Annotated in this window: 13 protein-coding genes; 9 read left to right on the top strand and 4 right to left on the bottom strand. The window is 71.0% G+C overall.

Going from position 1 to position 13,852, the window contains the following annotated elements; translation table 11 throughout:
- Positions 1-17 precede the first annotated feature (17 nt).
- Together D7D52_RS21160 and D7D52_RS21165 are read right to left on the bottom strand one after the other, a co-directional pair.
- Complete coding sequence (locus tag D7D52_RS21160) at positions 18-608, bottom strand: hydrolase (protein ID WP_120738940.1); 591 nt, start codon at positions 606-608, stop codon at positions 18-20.
- Between the two features lie 57 nt (positions 609-665).
- The gene (locus D7D52_RS21165; RefSeq protein WP_342775181.1) at positions 666-1,112 is read right to left on the bottom strand and encodes a MarR family transcriptional regulator; all 447 of its coding nucleotides are present in this window, start codon (positions 1,110-1,112) and stop codon (positions 666-668) included.
- A gap of 198 nt (positions 1,113-1,310) precedes the next feature.
- Here D7D52_RS21165 and D7D52_RS21170 point away from each other — a divergent pair, with 198 nt between their 5' ends.
- The 7 genes from D7D52_RS21170 (at position 1,311) to D7D52_RS21200 (ending at position 7,218) form a co-directional block, all read left to right on the top strand.
- On the top strand, positions 1,311-1,796 hold the full coding sequence (locus D7D52_RS21170; RefSeq protein WP_120738944.1) for a methylated-DNA--[protein]-cysteine S-methyltransferase: 486 nt from the start codon (positions 1,311-1,313) through the stop codon (positions 1,794-1,796).
- On the top strand, positions 1,793-2,518 hold the full coding sequence (locus D7D52_RS21175; RefSeq protein WP_120738946.1) for a 2OG-Fe(II) oxygenase: 726 nt from the start codon (positions 1,793-1,795) through the stop codon (positions 2,516-2,518). The genes D7D52_RS21170 and D7D52_RS21175 overlap by 4 nt, the downstream gene beginning before the upstream one ends.
- Position 2,519: 1 nt before the next feature.
- The gene (locus D7D52_RS21180) at positions 2,520-2,771 is read left to right on the top strand and encodes an Ada metal-binding domain-containing protein (RefSeq protein ID WP_120738948.1); all 252 of its coding nucleotides are present in this window, start codon (positions 2,520-2,522) and stop codon (positions 2,769-2,771) included.
- Between the two features lie 61 nt (positions 2,772-2,832).
- Positions 2,833-3,957 carry an AAA family ATPase gene (locus D7D52_RS21185; RefSeq protein WP_120738950.1) on the top strand — a complete coding sequence of 375 codons (1,125 nt, stop codon included), beginning with the start codon at positions 2,833-2,835 and terminating at the stop codon, positions 3,955-3,957.
- Positions 3,958-3,990: 33 nt separating this feature from the next.
- Positions 3,991-4,644: a TetR/AcrR family transcriptional regulator gene (locus tag D7D52_RS21190; RefSeq protein WP_246023202.1), complete on the top strand. Its 654-nt coding sequence runs from the start codon at positions 3,991-3,993 to the stop codon at positions 4,642-4,644.
- Positions 4,645-4,801: 157 nt separating this feature from the next.
- Positions 4,802-5,848 carry an esterase/lipase family protein gene (locus D7D52_RS21195; protein ID WP_120738953.1) on the top strand — a complete coding sequence of 349 codons (1,047 nt, stop codon included), beginning with the start codon at positions 4,802-4,804 and terminating at the stop codon, positions 5,846-5,848.
- A 44-nt stretch (positions 5,849-5,892) separates the two neighbouring features.
- Positions 5,893-7,218 carry a lipase family protein gene (locus tag D7D52_RS21200; protein WP_246023203.1) on the top strand — a complete coding sequence of 442 codons (1,326 nt, stop codon included), beginning with the start codon at positions 5,893-5,895 and terminating at the stop codon, positions 7,216-7,218.
- Here D7D52_RS21200 and D7D52_RS21205 read toward each other — a convergent pair.
- A complete protein-coding gene (locus D7D52_RS21205) occupies positions 7,149-8,486 on the bottom strand; it encodes a PucR family transcriptional regulator (RefSeq protein WP_120744323.1) in 1,338 nt (445 codons plus the stop codon). The genes D7D52_RS21200 and D7D52_RS21205 overlap by 70 nt on opposite strands.
- 132 nt (positions 8,487-8,618) lie before the next feature.
- Here D7D52_RS21205 and D7D52_RS21210 point away from each other — a divergent pair, with 132 nt between their 5' ends.
- Positions 8,619-9,233, top strand: a complete 615-nt coding sequence (locus tag D7D52_RS21210) for a TetR/AcrR family transcriptional regulator (protein ID WP_120738957.1) — start codon at positions 8,619-8,621, stop codon at positions 9,231-9,233.
- On the opposite strand, the gene D7D52_RS21215 is transcribed toward D7D52_RS21210, so the two are convergent.
- On the bottom strand, positions 9,223-10,392 hold the full coding sequence (locus tag D7D52_RS21215) for an epoxide hydrolase family protein (protein WP_120738959.1): 1,170 nt from the start codon (positions 10,390-10,392) through the stop codon (positions 9,223-9,225). The genes D7D52_RS21210 and D7D52_RS21215 overlap by 11 nt on opposite strands.
- A gap of 101 nt (positions 10,393-10,493) precedes the next feature.
- Here D7D52_RS21215 and D7D52_RS21220 point away from each other — a divergent pair, with 101 nt between their 5' ends.
- Positions 10,494-13,841: a helix-turn-helix transcriptional regulator gene (locus D7D52_RS21220; RefSeq protein ID WP_162958455.1), complete on the top strand. Its 3,348-nt coding sequence runs from the start codon at positions 10,494-10,496 to the stop codon at positions 13,839-13,841.
- The last annotated feature ends 11 nt before the right edge of the window (positions 13,842-13,852 follow it).

The following is a 13,852-nucleotide window of genomic DNA, read 5'->3' on the forward strand; positions in this document are numbered from 1 at the left end:
GGTGGCGGCAGAGCGATTCAGTCCTCGGTGGGGAGGCCGGCCAGCACGTCGAGCACCTCGTCGGTGGTCGCGGTGACGCCCAGGCGGGGGAAGATCTTCTCGATCGAATGATCATGCGAGGCGGCGTCGCGGTCGGCGACGGCATCGGTGGCCACCACCACGTGATAACCGTGCTCGTGCGCGGCGCGCGCGGTCGATTCGACCCCGATGCTGGTGGCGATGCCGCCCAGCACGATCGTCGTCACACCCCGCCGCCGCAGCTGCACATCCAGACTCGTGCCGTGGAAAGCGCCCCACTGCCGCTTGGTGATTCGCAGATCGTCCGGCTGCACATCCAGCTCGTCGACCAGTTCGTCCCAGCCCGCCGGCGGAGTCATCCGCCCGCCCGGCTGCATGGTGCGCCCGGGCGGCATATCCCCGCCGTCCTCGGCGAAGGACACCCGCACCAGCACCACCGGCAGCCCCCGTTCACGAAACGCCTTGGCCAGCTGGGCTCCCCGCGCGATCACCTCGTCGGCGGCATGCGGCAGGGTCGGCATGGCGGCGATCCCCCGCTGCAGATCGATGAGCACCAGCGCGGTCTTCGGGTCCAGCAGAGTCGATGTCACAGGCAATCCTCTTCCGATAGTGATGATGGCGTAGCGCGGCAGGCGCCGCCGCCCCGTTCAGTCCTCGACCAGCCGAGCCAACAGCGGAATCGCCGCGATCAGCGAATCCTGTTCGGCAGCCGACAATTTGGTGGCAATAGCAGTAGCAAGCCAGTCCTCTTTAGCCTCATGCGCCTCACGCAACACCCCCCGCCCCCGCGCACTGAGCGATATGAGCACCTGCCGCTGATCCGTCGGATGCGCCGCCCGCTCCACCAACCCCCGCGCTTCCAGCGCCCCCAACGTCGTCCGCATCGACTGCGGCCGCACCCGCTCAGCCCGCGCCAACTCCGCCACCGACATCGCCCCCTCGCTTCCGAGCCGGCTCAATACAACGGCTTGCGACGGCGTGATCTCCAGCCCCGCCCGCGCAACCCGCAACCGCCGCAACAACCGACTACTAACCACCCGCAACTCCGCAGCCGCAGCCCCCACCTCAGGTCCCGCCCCACCCTCCGAACTCACAGGGCCAGCATGCCACCACCCCAGCAAAACTTGCAAGTTTACCTGTCAAAATCCCACCCATGCCTCCCATGACCTCTGGAAGGCTCGTCGCGGTAGGGGAGGTGGCGGTCAGTGCGATGGCTGATTTCCGCCGGTTATTGGGTCTTGGGTCGGAGAGAGTTGAGGGGGAAGAAGGAAGCGATGAGTTAGGAGAGTGCGATGACCTTGTATACGACTATGGCCAGTCCGGTGGGGGAGTTGTTGTTGGTGGGGGAGGTTCGGGGTGGGCGGACGGTGTTGACGGCTGTTTCCATGGCGGGGGCGAAGAGTTTGTTGGTGCAGCCGGGTTGGGTGGGGGATGGGGAGGCGTTTGCGGGGGTTGTGCCGCAGTTGGCTGCTTATTTCGCGGGGGAGCGGGGTGGGTTCGACATTGCGTTGGGTGAGGGTGGGACGGAGTTTCAGCGGAAGGTGTGGGGGGCGGTCGAGGGGATTCCGTATGGGAGCACCACGACCTATGGGGAGATCGCGCGGCGGATCGGGGCGCCGCGGGCTGCGGTGCGGGCGGTGGGGTCGGCGATCGGGGCGAATCCGTTGTTGATCGTGCGGCCTTGTCATCGGGTGATCGGGGCGGACGGGTCGCTGACCGGGTACGCCGGTGGGGTGGAGAGCAAGCGGCAGCTGCTGGCGCTGGAGCGGGTGGCGTGAGCAGCGGGACCCTTGCCTCGGTGTGGGCTCGCCGGGTCGCCCAGCAGGACTGGGCGGCCCTGGCCGGGGAACTCGACGAGCACGGGCACGCGCTGCTGGGGCAGCTGCTCACCGCGGACGAATGCCACACGCTCGCTGGGTTTTACGACGACGACCACCGATTTCGCTCCACCGTGGACATGGCGCGGCATCGGTTCGGGGCGGGGGAGTACCGCTACTTCACGCACGAATTGCCGCGGGTCGTGGCCGAGCTGCGGGCGGCGCTGTATCCGAAACTGCTTCCCATCGCGCGGGATTGGGCCGAACGGCTGGGCCGGCCGGGCAGCTGGCCCGACCGCCTCGAGGACTGGATCGAGCGGTGTCATCAGGCGGGGCAGGTGAAGAGTTCGCAGATTCTGCTGCGCTACGGCCCGGGAGACTGGAACGCCCTGCATCGAGACCTGTTCGGCGACATGGTGTTTCCGCTGCAGGTCGTGATCGGCCTCGATGCGCCCGGCGTCGACTACACCGGCGGTGAGTTCCTGATGGTCGAACAGCGCCCCCGCGCCCAATCCCGCGGCGCGGCAATGGCTCTGCCGCAGGGCCACGGCCTGATCTTCACCACCCGCGACCGCCCGGTGCGCGGTGCGCGCGGCTGGTCGGCCGCGCCCATGCGGCACGGCGTGAGCGTCGTCCGCTCCGGGCAGCGCCACACCCTGGGCCTCGTCTTCCACGACGCCTGACGTGTACACCCTGCTCGGCCCGCACGGCCCCTACCCCAGCGACACTCCGGGCGCCCTCGGCGGCCACCGCCGCCTGCGCATCTACGGCCGCCTGGACTGCCCGGCCGCCCTGCGCGCCCCGGCCCGCGGCGGCTATGCGGCACACCGGGTTTTCTTCGCCGACGAAGCCGCCGCCCTCGCCACCGGATACCGTCCGTGCGCGGTGTGCTCGCGTCCCGCCTACCGGGCGTGGCGGGCCCGCCGGCCCGGCTGACACCCGCGCCCGACCCGCGCCGATCATTTGAGACCAATCGGTAGCTAATACCCTGGACGCCATGCTGACCACGTTGGCCGTGGAGAACTACCGGTCCCTGCGCGCCCTGCGGGTACCCCTCGGCCGAGTCAATGTGGTCACCGGAGCCAATGGCAGCGGCAAGTCCAGCCTGTACCGGGTCCTGCGGCTGCTGGCCGAATTCTCCCGCAACGGGGCGGTCGCCGGACTGGCCCGCGAGGGCGGCCTGGAATCCACCTTCTTCGCCGGTCCCGGCCGCTCCGGCCCCAATACCCCGCTGGTGCTGCGGATCGGCTTCGCGGGCGAGGACTTCGGCTACGGCGCCGCCCTGGGCCTGCCCGTCCCGGGCCAGTCCATGTTCAACGCGGACCCGGAGATCAAGGCCGAGGCCGTCTGGCACGGACCCGTGCTGCGGGCCTCCACCCTGCTGGCCGACCGCGGCGGCCCGGTGGTCCGGCTCAAGAACGAGGGCAACGGCTGGGACATGGTCCCGCACGCGGTGAAACCCTACGACTCCATGCTCGCCGAACTCGCCGACCCGCAACGCGCCCCCGACCTGCTGGTGCTGCGCGAGCGAATTCGCTCCTGGCGCTTCTACGACCACCTGCGCACCGACGCCGCCGCCCCGGCGCGCGCAACGCGCATCGGCACCCGCACCATGGCCCTGGCCCACGACGGCGCGGACGCGGCCGCCGCCCTGCAGACCATCCTCGAGATCGGCGACGCCTCCGCACTGGCCGCGGCCATCGATCACGCCTTCCCCGGCAGCCGCCTCGAGATCATCAGCCGCGACGGCCGTTTCGAACTGCTGCTGCACCAGCCCAAGCTGTATCGCCCGCTGGCCGCCCCGGAACTGTCCGACGGCACCATGCGCTACCTGCTGCTGACCGCCGCCCTGCTGTCCCCGCGCCCGCCGCGGCTGCTGGTGCTCAACGAACCCGAGACCAGCCTGCATCCCGAACTGCTGGACCCGCTGGGCCGTCTCATCGCCCGCGCCGCCGAGGACACGCAGGTGGTGGTGGTGTCGCATTCCGACGAATTGATCGGGGTGATCGACGAATACGCCGAGGAGCCGAACATGATCGAATTGGTGAAACGGGAGGGAGCGACCACGGTGGCGGGACAGGGACGACTGGACGAACCGGCCTGGTATTGGCCGGACCGTTAGCAGCTCGATGACATGGAAACCTATTCTGGGGGCGTGAGTGTGGAGACCGTCGGTGAGCAGGGCCCGTTGCCGCGTGGCCGGCACGGGCTGACTCGCGAGCAGGTGGAGGCGTCGCAATACGCGCGGCTGTGCACCGCCGTGCTGGACGCGGTGGGGGAGCTGGGCTTCGCCGCCACCACCGTCGCCGATATCGTGACCCGCGCCCAGGTGGCGCGCCGCACCTTCTACGCCGTCTTCGGCAGCAAGGACGAATGTTTCGGCGCGGCCTACGATCTCGCGGTCGGCGCGGCCCTCGACCAGCTGCGCGAAACCGTCACCGGTCTCGAGGGCGTGAATTTCGAAGAGCGGGTGCGGATCTCGTTCGAGATCTACCTCAACGTGCTGGCCACCCAGCCCGGTGCCGCGCGGGCGCTGTATGTCGAAACCCTCGCGGCCGGACCGGGATTGATCGAACACCGGCTGCGGGTGCACGAACGATTCGCCGACTACATCGCCGCGGTGGCCGCGGTCGGCGTCCGCGACGGCGATCTGGCCGCGCCCCCGGACCGGGAGCTGATCGATATGCTGCTGGGCGGCATCGACGACCGGGTCCGCGCCTGCCTGCACCGGCAGGGCGCGCACGCGCTGCCGGAGCTGGCGCCGCTGTTCAGCCGCGCGGCCATCGCGCTCGTGTCCAAGCACGCCTGAGCACCGGCGGCTGTTGGCCGCCACAATCGCGCGCCGTGCGCGGCGCGGGGCACTGTCACCTGGCACAGCGTCGGTGACACGGGCCACAGCGCACTCCTACCGTCGCACTCGGATTCCGCGCATTCGGCCGAATCCGAGCGCAGCAGTAGGAGATTTCATGAGGCCGACCATCCGTACCCTCGGCAGTGCCGTGTTCGCCGCCGCGGCCGCCATCGCCTGCTCGACCGGCGTGGCCGGCGCCGCACCGGCGGATGCGGGCAGCAGTTCCGGCTCGGCCATCGTGAGCACCGCCTCGGATACGGTCGGTTCCGGCCCGGAGATGTCGGCGTTCCTCGCCGCCTTCGGCTACGGCCTCACCAACCCGGACGCCGCCCCCGCGGGCGCCAACGACTGGAACTGCAAACCGAGCGCCGATCATCCGCGCCCGGTGGTGCTGGTGCACGGCACCTGGCTCAATACCTACGACAGCTTCTCGTTCCTGTCCCCGCAGCTGGCGCGCGCCGGATTCTGTGTGTTCGCCTACAATTTCGGCCGCGAGACGCTGCTGGGCGGCGGCGGCATCGGCCCGATCCTGCCGGGCCGCTACGGCGTCGGCCCGCTGGAGGATTCGGCGAAACAGTTGGGCGCCTTCGTCGATCGCGTCCTCGCCGCCACCGGGGCGCCCGCGGTCGATGTACTCGCGCACTCCCAGGGCGGCCCGGTCACCAACCAGTATCTGAAATTCGAAGGCGGACAGGGCAAGGTGCGCAAGGTCGTCACCTTCGGCGCGACCACCCACGGCACCTCGCTGCTCGGCCTCGCCAGCCTGGGCCGGTTCCTCACCAACCTGGGCCTGGACGTCCTCGGCTTCTATCAGCCGCTGATCGGGCAGGCCAACACCGAGCAGGTGGTGGGCTCGCCGTTCTACGCCAAGCTCAATGCCGACGGCGACACCGTGCCCGGCGTGGACTACACCGCCATCGGCACCACGCACGACGAGATCTCCAACCCCTACGAATGGACCTTCCTCACCCCGGGCCCCGGCGCGACGGTGGAAAACGTCACCCTGCAACAGGATTGCCCCGAGGACGTCTCCGACCACCTGACCATCCTGTACTCGCCGCGGGCGGCGTCCATCGCCCTGCGCGCGCTGGATCCGGTGGCCCACCCGAACCTGGTGTGCACCTTCAACCCGTGGATCATCGGCGGCTCCGGCCACCTCTGACGATGACTGCGCACCCACCTACCGACCCTCAGGAAAGGAACGTCGTGAGCATCGGCGCCGCGTTCGAAAACATCGACTTCGCAACGGAATTCGACGTCCCCGCGATGCGGCCGCTGCTGCCCGGTCTCGATCCGTTCTACCGCTCGCCGATCGACCTCGCCACCGTCGCGCCCGGCACCATCCTGCGCTCGCGCCCGGTGCGCATCGGGCTGCTCGGACGCATTCCGCAGCGCGTGCGGGCCTGGCAACTGCTCTACCGCAGCACCGATCTCACCGGCCGCCCCGAGGCCGCGGTGACCACCGTGCTGCTGGCCTGGGACGCCGAGCCGGACGCGGGCCGCCCGCTGGTGTCGTTCCAGTGCGCCATCGACGCCGTCGTCCCGAAGTGCTTCCCCTCCTACGCATTACAGCACGGCTCGCGCGCGCTGGGCGCGATCCCGCAGATCGAGTTGCCGCTCATCGCCGCCGCCCTCGCGCGCGGCTGGGCGGTCTCGGTGCCCGACCACGGCGGCCAGGGCGGTCACTTCGGCGCGGCCCGCGAACCCGGCCACCGCGCCCTCGACGGCCTGCGCGCGGCCGTGCGTTTCCCGCCGCTGGGCCTGCACCCGCGCACGCGAATGGGATTGTGGGGCTACTCCGGTGGCGGCCTGGCCACCGCCTGGGCGGCCGAAGTGGCGCGCGACTACGCCCCCGAACTGGATATCGCGGGCGCGGTCGCGGGCTCACCGGTCGGTGATCCGGCGGCGGCGTTCGTGCGGCTCAACGGTTCCGCGTTCGCGGGTTTCGCCATGGTCTTCACCGCCGGGCTGCGCCGCGCCTACCCGGGTCTGGACGAGGTCGTGCGCGAAATCGTGTCCCCGGAATACCTCGCCCTGCTCGACGACGCCGAGCACCTGGCCACCTTTCCGCTGCTGGCCCGCTACGCCGGGCGAAATGCCAACCGGCACATTCGCGGCGGCCTGGGCGCGCTGCTGACCCGCCCCGAGATGCGCACCGTGCTCGACGACATCCAGCCTGGCGCGCAGGCGCCCGCCATGCCGCTGCTGGTCGTGCAGGGCGTCAACGACGAGGTGATCGCGGTCGCCGACGTCGACGCCCACGTGCGCCGCTATCGCGAGCGTGGCGCGCACGTCCGCTACCTGCGCGACCGGCTCAGCACCCATCTGCCGCTGCAGTTCCTGGCCGCCCCGGTCATGGTGGACTGGCTGGCCGACCGCCTCGCCGGTCGCCCGCTGCCGCCGGCCGAGGACCGCACCCTGTGGTCGCTGGCGGCCGGGCCCCGCGCGGCGATCGCACACCGTCATTTCATGGCGTTGCTGGCGACCATGGCGGCGGGCCGCCCGATTCGCACCCGCTCGGCCTTGCGGTAACTGCGGGCGACCAGCGCGGACCGCAGATACCACAGCCCGGACGGCTGCGCCGGATCGAATCCGGTCAGCTGCCCGATGCGTTTGAGCCGATTGTCGACGGTATTGGTGTGCACGCCCAGCAGTCGCGCCGTATGCCGCCGGCTCAGGTCGTTGCCGATGTGACGGCGCAGCGTCTCCAGCAGTTCGGGGTGCTCGTCCAGCGGATCCAGCAGTGTCCCAAGGTATTCCCGGCCGGGCCCCGGGCGGGTGAGCTGATATTCCATGGCGAGGGCGTCGAAGCGATGCAGACCGGGTTTGCCCTCCAGCCGATGCACCATGTCCAGCAGTTCGTGTGCCTGCTCGGCGGCCCCGGGAATGTCCGGGGTCGCCGCCCGGATCACCGTGGCGGTGATGGGAACCTGTGCGGCGGTGGACAATCCGGCGACGAGATCGTCCAGCTCACCCACGGCGACCTCGCTCGCGGGCAGCAGCACGGTCCCGCCGTCGGCGCTCAGCAGCGACAGCGCGCGCCCCGCGCCGCGGTCCGCCAGCGCCGACTGCACGCGCCGCAGCTTGCGCCGAGCCACCACCTCACCGTCCACCCGGGGATCGGATTCGCCCGGGTGCGGCGGAATGCTCAGGGCCAGAATGTCATACGACTCGTCGATCTCGACACCGCCGGCGCGGGCCATGGTCGAGGTCGGATGCCCGGCCAGCAGCGCCGAGGCCACCGTGTGCACGGCGGTGTGATGCTCGGCCACCACCGCGCGATGCTCGCGCACGTACGCCACCGCGAACGCCGAGTCCACCATGGCCAGCACCTCGAACAGCCGCCGCGCGGTCACCGCGAGCCGGGCGTAGTCCTCGGGGCCGGTGGCGTCCACGATGAGATCGAAGCCCAGCGCGAAGCCGTCGTGCACGGCCCGGTGAATGGTGCCGATCGGGATGCCCTCGCGCGCCCAGTCCGCGCCCGCGCGTTGCAGCCGTTCGATTTTGGCGGCCACGTCCCGGCCCTCGAGCACGCCGGCCGCCAGCTCCAGGCAGGTGCGGGTGACGGCGGTGACCTCGCCGCGCAGCGCGTCACCGGGCAGGGTGCCGCAGCGCGCGACGTGCTCGGCGAAATGCGCGACCAGCGCGGCCGACAGCGATCGCACATCACGCAGGGGATCGGAGATCGGTGCGGCGGTGGCGGTTTCGAGGGATCGGGCGGTGGTGAAGGGCTGCCGGCCCGCCGAACCGGGACCGCTGGTCGCACTGGCGCTGCCCACGGAATTCGTTGCCTGCACCATGTCGATATCCTCCACCCTCTGGGAACGCCAGCGTTCCTACTGGACCGTAACTGTAGCCTGGGTCACCCTGGGCGGCAATATGCCCGACCGTTCCCGCCGGGATCGGTCACCATCACAAGTACGATCGGCCGTATGGGAACCGTGGATGCCGAGATCACCGACAAGCGGCTGCTGCGCGGCTCGCGCACGCGGCGCACCGTCTTGCGCCGCGCCGTGGACATCGCCTCGCTCGACAGCCTGGAGGGGCTGAGCTTCGGCCGCCTCGCCGCCGACACCGGGCTCAGCAAGGCCGGCATCCAAACCCTGTTCCGCAGCAAGGAAGCCCTGCAGCTGGCCACCATCGAGTACTTCCGCGAGGTCTTCATCGATGCGGTGGTGCGGCCCGCCAACCCGAAACCGCCTGGGGCCCAGCGCTTGCGCGCCCTGGTCGACAACTGGCTCGCCTACGTCTCCGACCCCCTGCTCGAGGGCGGCTGCTTCCAGTCCGCGAATCTCGCCGACTTCGACAGCCGCCCCGGGCCGGTACGCGACGCGCTCATCGTCAACCAGGCGCGCTGGACCGGGCGGCTCGCCGACGAGCTGGCCTACGCCCGCGCGCACGGCGAAATCGCCGATCTGGACCCCGAACTCGCCGCCTTCCAGATCGACGCGGTGCTCAAGGCGACGAATACCGCACTGCGCCTGGGTGACAGCAGTGCGGTAGCGAAGGCCCGCCGGATCGTCGAGAGCCTGCTCGTCAGCGCGTGAGCCCGGCGAAGAACGCCCGGATATCGCCGGTCAGCAGTTCGGGCACCTCCAGCGCCGGGAAGTGGCCGCCGGAGTAGAACTCCGACCAGTGCACGATATGGTGCGCCTTCTCCGCGAAGCGCCGGATGGCGAAGTCGGCCGTGGTGAACACCGCGACCCCGGTCGGCACGGTGCCGCGCGGCTTGGGCGCGAACATGGTGTGGTCGTGGAACCGCTCGTAGTAATAGTTGGCGACACTGCGCGCGGTATCGGTCAGCCAGTAGATGCTCACCGTGGTCAGGATCCGATCCCGGTCGATGGCGTCCTCGGGCAGCTCGTGGGCGGAGTCGGTCCACTCCTTGTACTTCTCCACGATCCAGCCCAGCTGTCCGGCCGGCGAATCCGCCAGCAGCTGCGCGAGCGTATTGGGCCGGGACCCGGCCAGATTCATGTAGGCCGACCCGCTGTCCTGGAACTGCTTCATCGCCGCCAGGCGCGCCCGCTCGGTCTCGGTGAGCGCGGCCATATCGGCCGGGTCGCCGGACGGGAAGGTGACCAGGGCGTTGGCGTGCACACCGAGCACGTGCGCGGCGTCGTCGCGGCCCAGCCGGGTGGCCACGAACGCGCCGTGATCGCCGCCCTGCACGCCGTAGCGCCGGTAGCCGAGGCGGGCCATCAGCTCGGCGAGCGCCGCGGCGATTCTGCCGTCGTCCCAACCGGTTTCGGTGAGTGGGCCGGAGAAGCCGTGCCCGGGCAGGGTGGGGATCACCAGGTGGAAGGCCGGCGCGTCGGGGTCGCCGTGCGCGGCCGGATCGGTCAGCGGGCCGACCATGGCCAGAAAGTCGGCGGGGGTGCCGGGCCAGCCGTGGATCAGCATCAGCGGGGTGGCGTCGGGGCGCTCGGAGCGGATGTGCAGGAAGTGCAGGTGCTGGCCGTCGATGGTGGTGGTGAACTGCGGGTGGGCGTTGAGTTCGGATTCGACGGCGCGCCAATCGAACTTCTCGGCCCAATAGGTGGCCAGCTCGCGCAGATACGCGGTGGGCACGCCGCGTTCCCAGCCGGTGCCGGGCACCTCGTCGATCCAGCGGGTGCGGGTCAGGCGCGCTCGCAGCTCGTCGAGGTCGGCCTGCGGGATGTCGATGCGGAAGGGGTGGATGGCGGTGTTGTCCGTGCTGCTCATGACTTCGAGTCTTCCGATGAAGACCCCGGCCCCACATCACGACAATTCGTTATTCCGCCGTCTGGGTGTCCGGTTTGGGTGTGTCGCGGCATGATCATGGTGTGGTGAGGTTTCCCGGCAGTAGCGTCCTGGTCGGTCGCGGCGCAGAGGTGTCCGCGCTCGTCGAGGCGGTGGGCGATCCGGGGACGCATACGGTCCTGATCGCCGGCGAGGCCGGGATCGGCAAATCGCGGCTGGTCGCGGAGTTCGTCGAGCGGCTCGACCCGGCGGCGCTGGTGCTGCTCGGGCGCTGCCCGGAACTGGGGACCGGCGGGGTTGCGTTCGCGCCGTTCCTGACCGTGTTGCGCGCGCTGGTGCGCGAACTCGGCGTCGAGGCGGCGGCGGAGCTGTTGCCGCCGCGCCCGGCCTTGGCGAACTGGCTGCCGCAGCTGGCCGTGCACACCGGCGGCGCCGCGGCCGAGGCCGACCGCATCCGGCTGTTCGGCGAAATCCTCACGGTGCTGGAGCAATTGGCGCTGACCCGCACGGTGGTGCTGGTGCTCGAGGACCTGCACTGGGCCGACGACGCCAGCCGCGACCTGCTGACCTTCCTGGCCGCGAACCTCACCGACGCCGACACCCTGCTGGTCGGCACCTACCGGCCCGGTGAGGCGGGACCCTTGCGCGGGCTGGTCGCCGAACTGCGCCGCAATCCCGGCGTGCGGGTGGTGGACCTGCATCCGCTGACCCGCCACGAGGTGGGCCGTCAGCTGGCCGCCCTGCTCGGCCGGGAGCCCGAACCGCGGCTCATCACACAGGTTTTCGATCGCAGCGGCGGCAATCCGCTGTTCGTGGAGGCGCTCGGTCAGACGCCCGGTGATCTACCGGCGGGACTCACCGATCTGCTGCTGGGCTTCCAATCCGGACTCTCCGCGGCCGCCCACGACACCGTGCGGTTGGCCGCGGTCATCGGTTCCCCGGTCCGCCACGATCTGCTCGCCGCCGCCGGCGAGCTGTCCGCGAGCGAATTGCACGGCGGGTTGCGCGAACTCGTAGACCGCCATCTGCTGCTGCCCACCGACACCGGCTACGAATTCCGTCACGGCCTCATCCGCCAGGCCATCCACGACGACCTCCTGCCCGTGGAGCGCACGCGCCTGCACGCCCGGCTCGCCGAGGTGCTGGGCGCCGAAACCGCTTCGCCCACTGCCGGTGTGCTGGCTCAGCTGGCCCACCACGCCCACGCCGCCGGTGATCTGCCTCGCGCCCTCACCGCCGCCTGGGCGGCCGCCTCGGCCGCGCCGCCCACCCACCCCGAACGACTTCGCCTGCTGGAACAACTACTCGTGCTGTGGGATCAGGTTCCCGACGCCGAATCCCGCCTCGGCACCACGAAACTCGCGGTCCTCGAACAGATCGTGGACGTCGCGGTGGCCACCGGCGCCACCGAGCGCGGCGTCGCCGCCGCCGACGCCGCCTTGGCTCTGCTGGACCCCGCGTCGGGTCGGCTGGAAACAACGTCGGTTCGGCTGGACCGCACGTCGGATCGGCTGGACCCCGTGTCGGGTGGGCTGGACCCCGTGTCGGGTGGGCTGGACCCCGCGTCGGGTGGGCTGGAACTCGCGTCGGGTGGGCTGGAACTCGCGTCGGGTGGGCTGGACCCCGTGTCGGGTGGGCTGGAACCCGCGTCGGGTCGGCTCGATCCCGCGTCGGAGACCGGACCCGCCCAGACGCCCGGTGCCGGGCGGACCGACTCGAGCGCAACGCAACTCGATACGGCCGCGCGGGAGCGATTGGCGCGGCTGTATCGGCGACGGGCCTATCTGCGCGGGACCACCGGGGCGGGGCCGGGGGCGGATCTGTCCCGGGCGCTGGCCTTGCTGCCGGAGGATTCGGCGGGGGCCGAACGCGCAGAGGCGCTGGTGCAGTCGGCGTCCGCGCGCATCTTCCGCGGGGACGCGGTAGGGTCGGCGGCGGATGCGCGCGCGGCGCTGGCAATCGCCCAGCGATTGGGTGCGGACGCGTTGGTGGCGCGGGCCCACGCCCATCTGGGGCTGGCCGGGGCCGCGGCCGCCGAGGTGGCCGCCGCGGGGGCGGGCGCGGGCGTCGTCGGATTGGGCACGGTGGTCGACGGTGCGGGCGCACCGAGCGCGTCGGAGGCGACCCGGCCCAATGAAACCGATTGGGCCCTGGCGCATTTCGCCCAGGCGCACCGCTCGGCCGCCGCCGCGGGCGACGCGCGGATCGTCGTGGACGTCGCCACCTGGGAATCCGCCGTACTGGTGGCGGTCGGCCGATACGAGGCGGCCATCGCCGCCGTGCGGCAGGGGCTGCGCGCCGCACACGAATCGTTCCGCTTCTCCGAATCCGCGCCCATCCTGTACGTGAAATGGGCGCAGGCCCTGGCGGCCCTGGGGCGCTGGACCGAGGCACGCGCCGTGGTCGACGAAACCCAGTTCGAGGAACTGCCACCGCTGAGCCGCGCCGCCCTGCTGCTGTGCTCCGCGCGAATCTCCCTGGCACAGGGCGACTCCGACGCCGCACACGGCGCCGCGAACGAGGCTGCCCACCTGCTGGGCGACAGCCGCTGGGCGGCCCAATACCGCCTCGAACTCGTCGCGCTACGCTGCGCCCTCGCGCTGGCCGCGAACGACGAGTCCACGGCCGCAACCGAACTCACCGACCTCCTCGCCGGCGGCGGCACGGCGATTCTGTTCGCGCATCCGCACGATGCGTGGCCGCTGGTGGAGCTGGCCGCCCGAACCAGCGGCGCCCCAGCGGAATTGCTGGCCTGCGGGGACACACTGCCGATAGCCTCGCCCGTCGATGCGGCCTACCGCGCTGTGTTCACCGCCCGCCTGGCCGCCACCGCCGCCCGCTGGGCGGTCGCCGTCGCCGCCTGGCGTTCCCTCGAATGCCCCTACGACACCGCCACCTCTCTGCTCTCGCTGGCGGAATCCGCTGCCGCCGAAGGCAATCGCCCCGCCGCCCGCGCCGCCCTGCGCGAGTCGATCGACATCGCCACCCAGCTCGGAGCAAGACCGTTGGCGCAGTCGGCGCACTCCGCGGCCCTGCGAGCCCGCATCTCCCTCGACGGCGGCACGGCAACCGAGCCGCCTAACGCCGCGGTCAATTCTGACGCAGCGCAATCCAGCCCGGAGAAATCCCGAGACGGTACCGGATCCCCCAGAGTCGGCGCGGGCTCGGCTTCGGCCGGATCGAGCTCAACCCAGGACAGCGCCGGCCGTTTCGGCCTCACCCCAAGGGAATTCGAGGTGCTGCGCCTCGTGGCCAAGGGCCTGAGCAATCGCGGGCTGGCCGCGGAACTGTTCATCAGCGCGAACACCGCAGGCGTCCACGTCTCACGGATCCTCACCAAACTGGGCGTCGCCAGCCGCACCGAAGCAGCCGCCTTCGCCCACCGCCACGGATTGTTGTCGGAAGCCGGCGACAGCGCTTCGACCCGCTGACCTCGCCGCGC

This window comes from Nocardia yunnanensis, from assembly GCF_003626895.1.
GTDB lineage: Bacteria > Actinomycetota > Actinomycetes > Mycobacteriales > Mycobacteriaceae > Nocardia > Nocardia yunnanensis.

Coding starts and splice junctions, on each gene's coding strand:
- D7D52_RS21215 (WP_120738959.1), bottom strand. CDS start 10,392: ATGAGCAGCACGGACAACACCGCCATCCACCCCTTCCGCATCGACATC.
- D7D52_RS21205 (WP_120744323.1), bottom strand. CDS start 8,486: ATGGTGCAGGCAACGAATTCCGTGGGCAGCGCCAGTGCGACCAGCGGT.
- D7D52_RS21185 (WP_120738950.1), top strand. CDS start 2,833: ATGCTGACCACGTTGGCCGTGGAGAACTACCGGTCCCTGCGCGCCCTG.
- D7D52_RS21195 (WP_120738953.1), top strand. CDS start 4,802: ATGAGGCCGACCATCCGTACCCTCGGCAGTGCCGTGTTCGCCGCCGCG.
- D7D52_RS21210 (WP_120738957.1), top strand. CDS start 8,619: ATGGGAACCGTGGATGCCGAGATCACCGACAAGCGGCTGCTGCGCGGC.
- D7D52_RS21170 (WP_120738944.1), top strand. CDS start 1,311: ATGACCTTGTATACGACTATGGCCAGTCCGGTGGGGGAGTTGTTGTTG.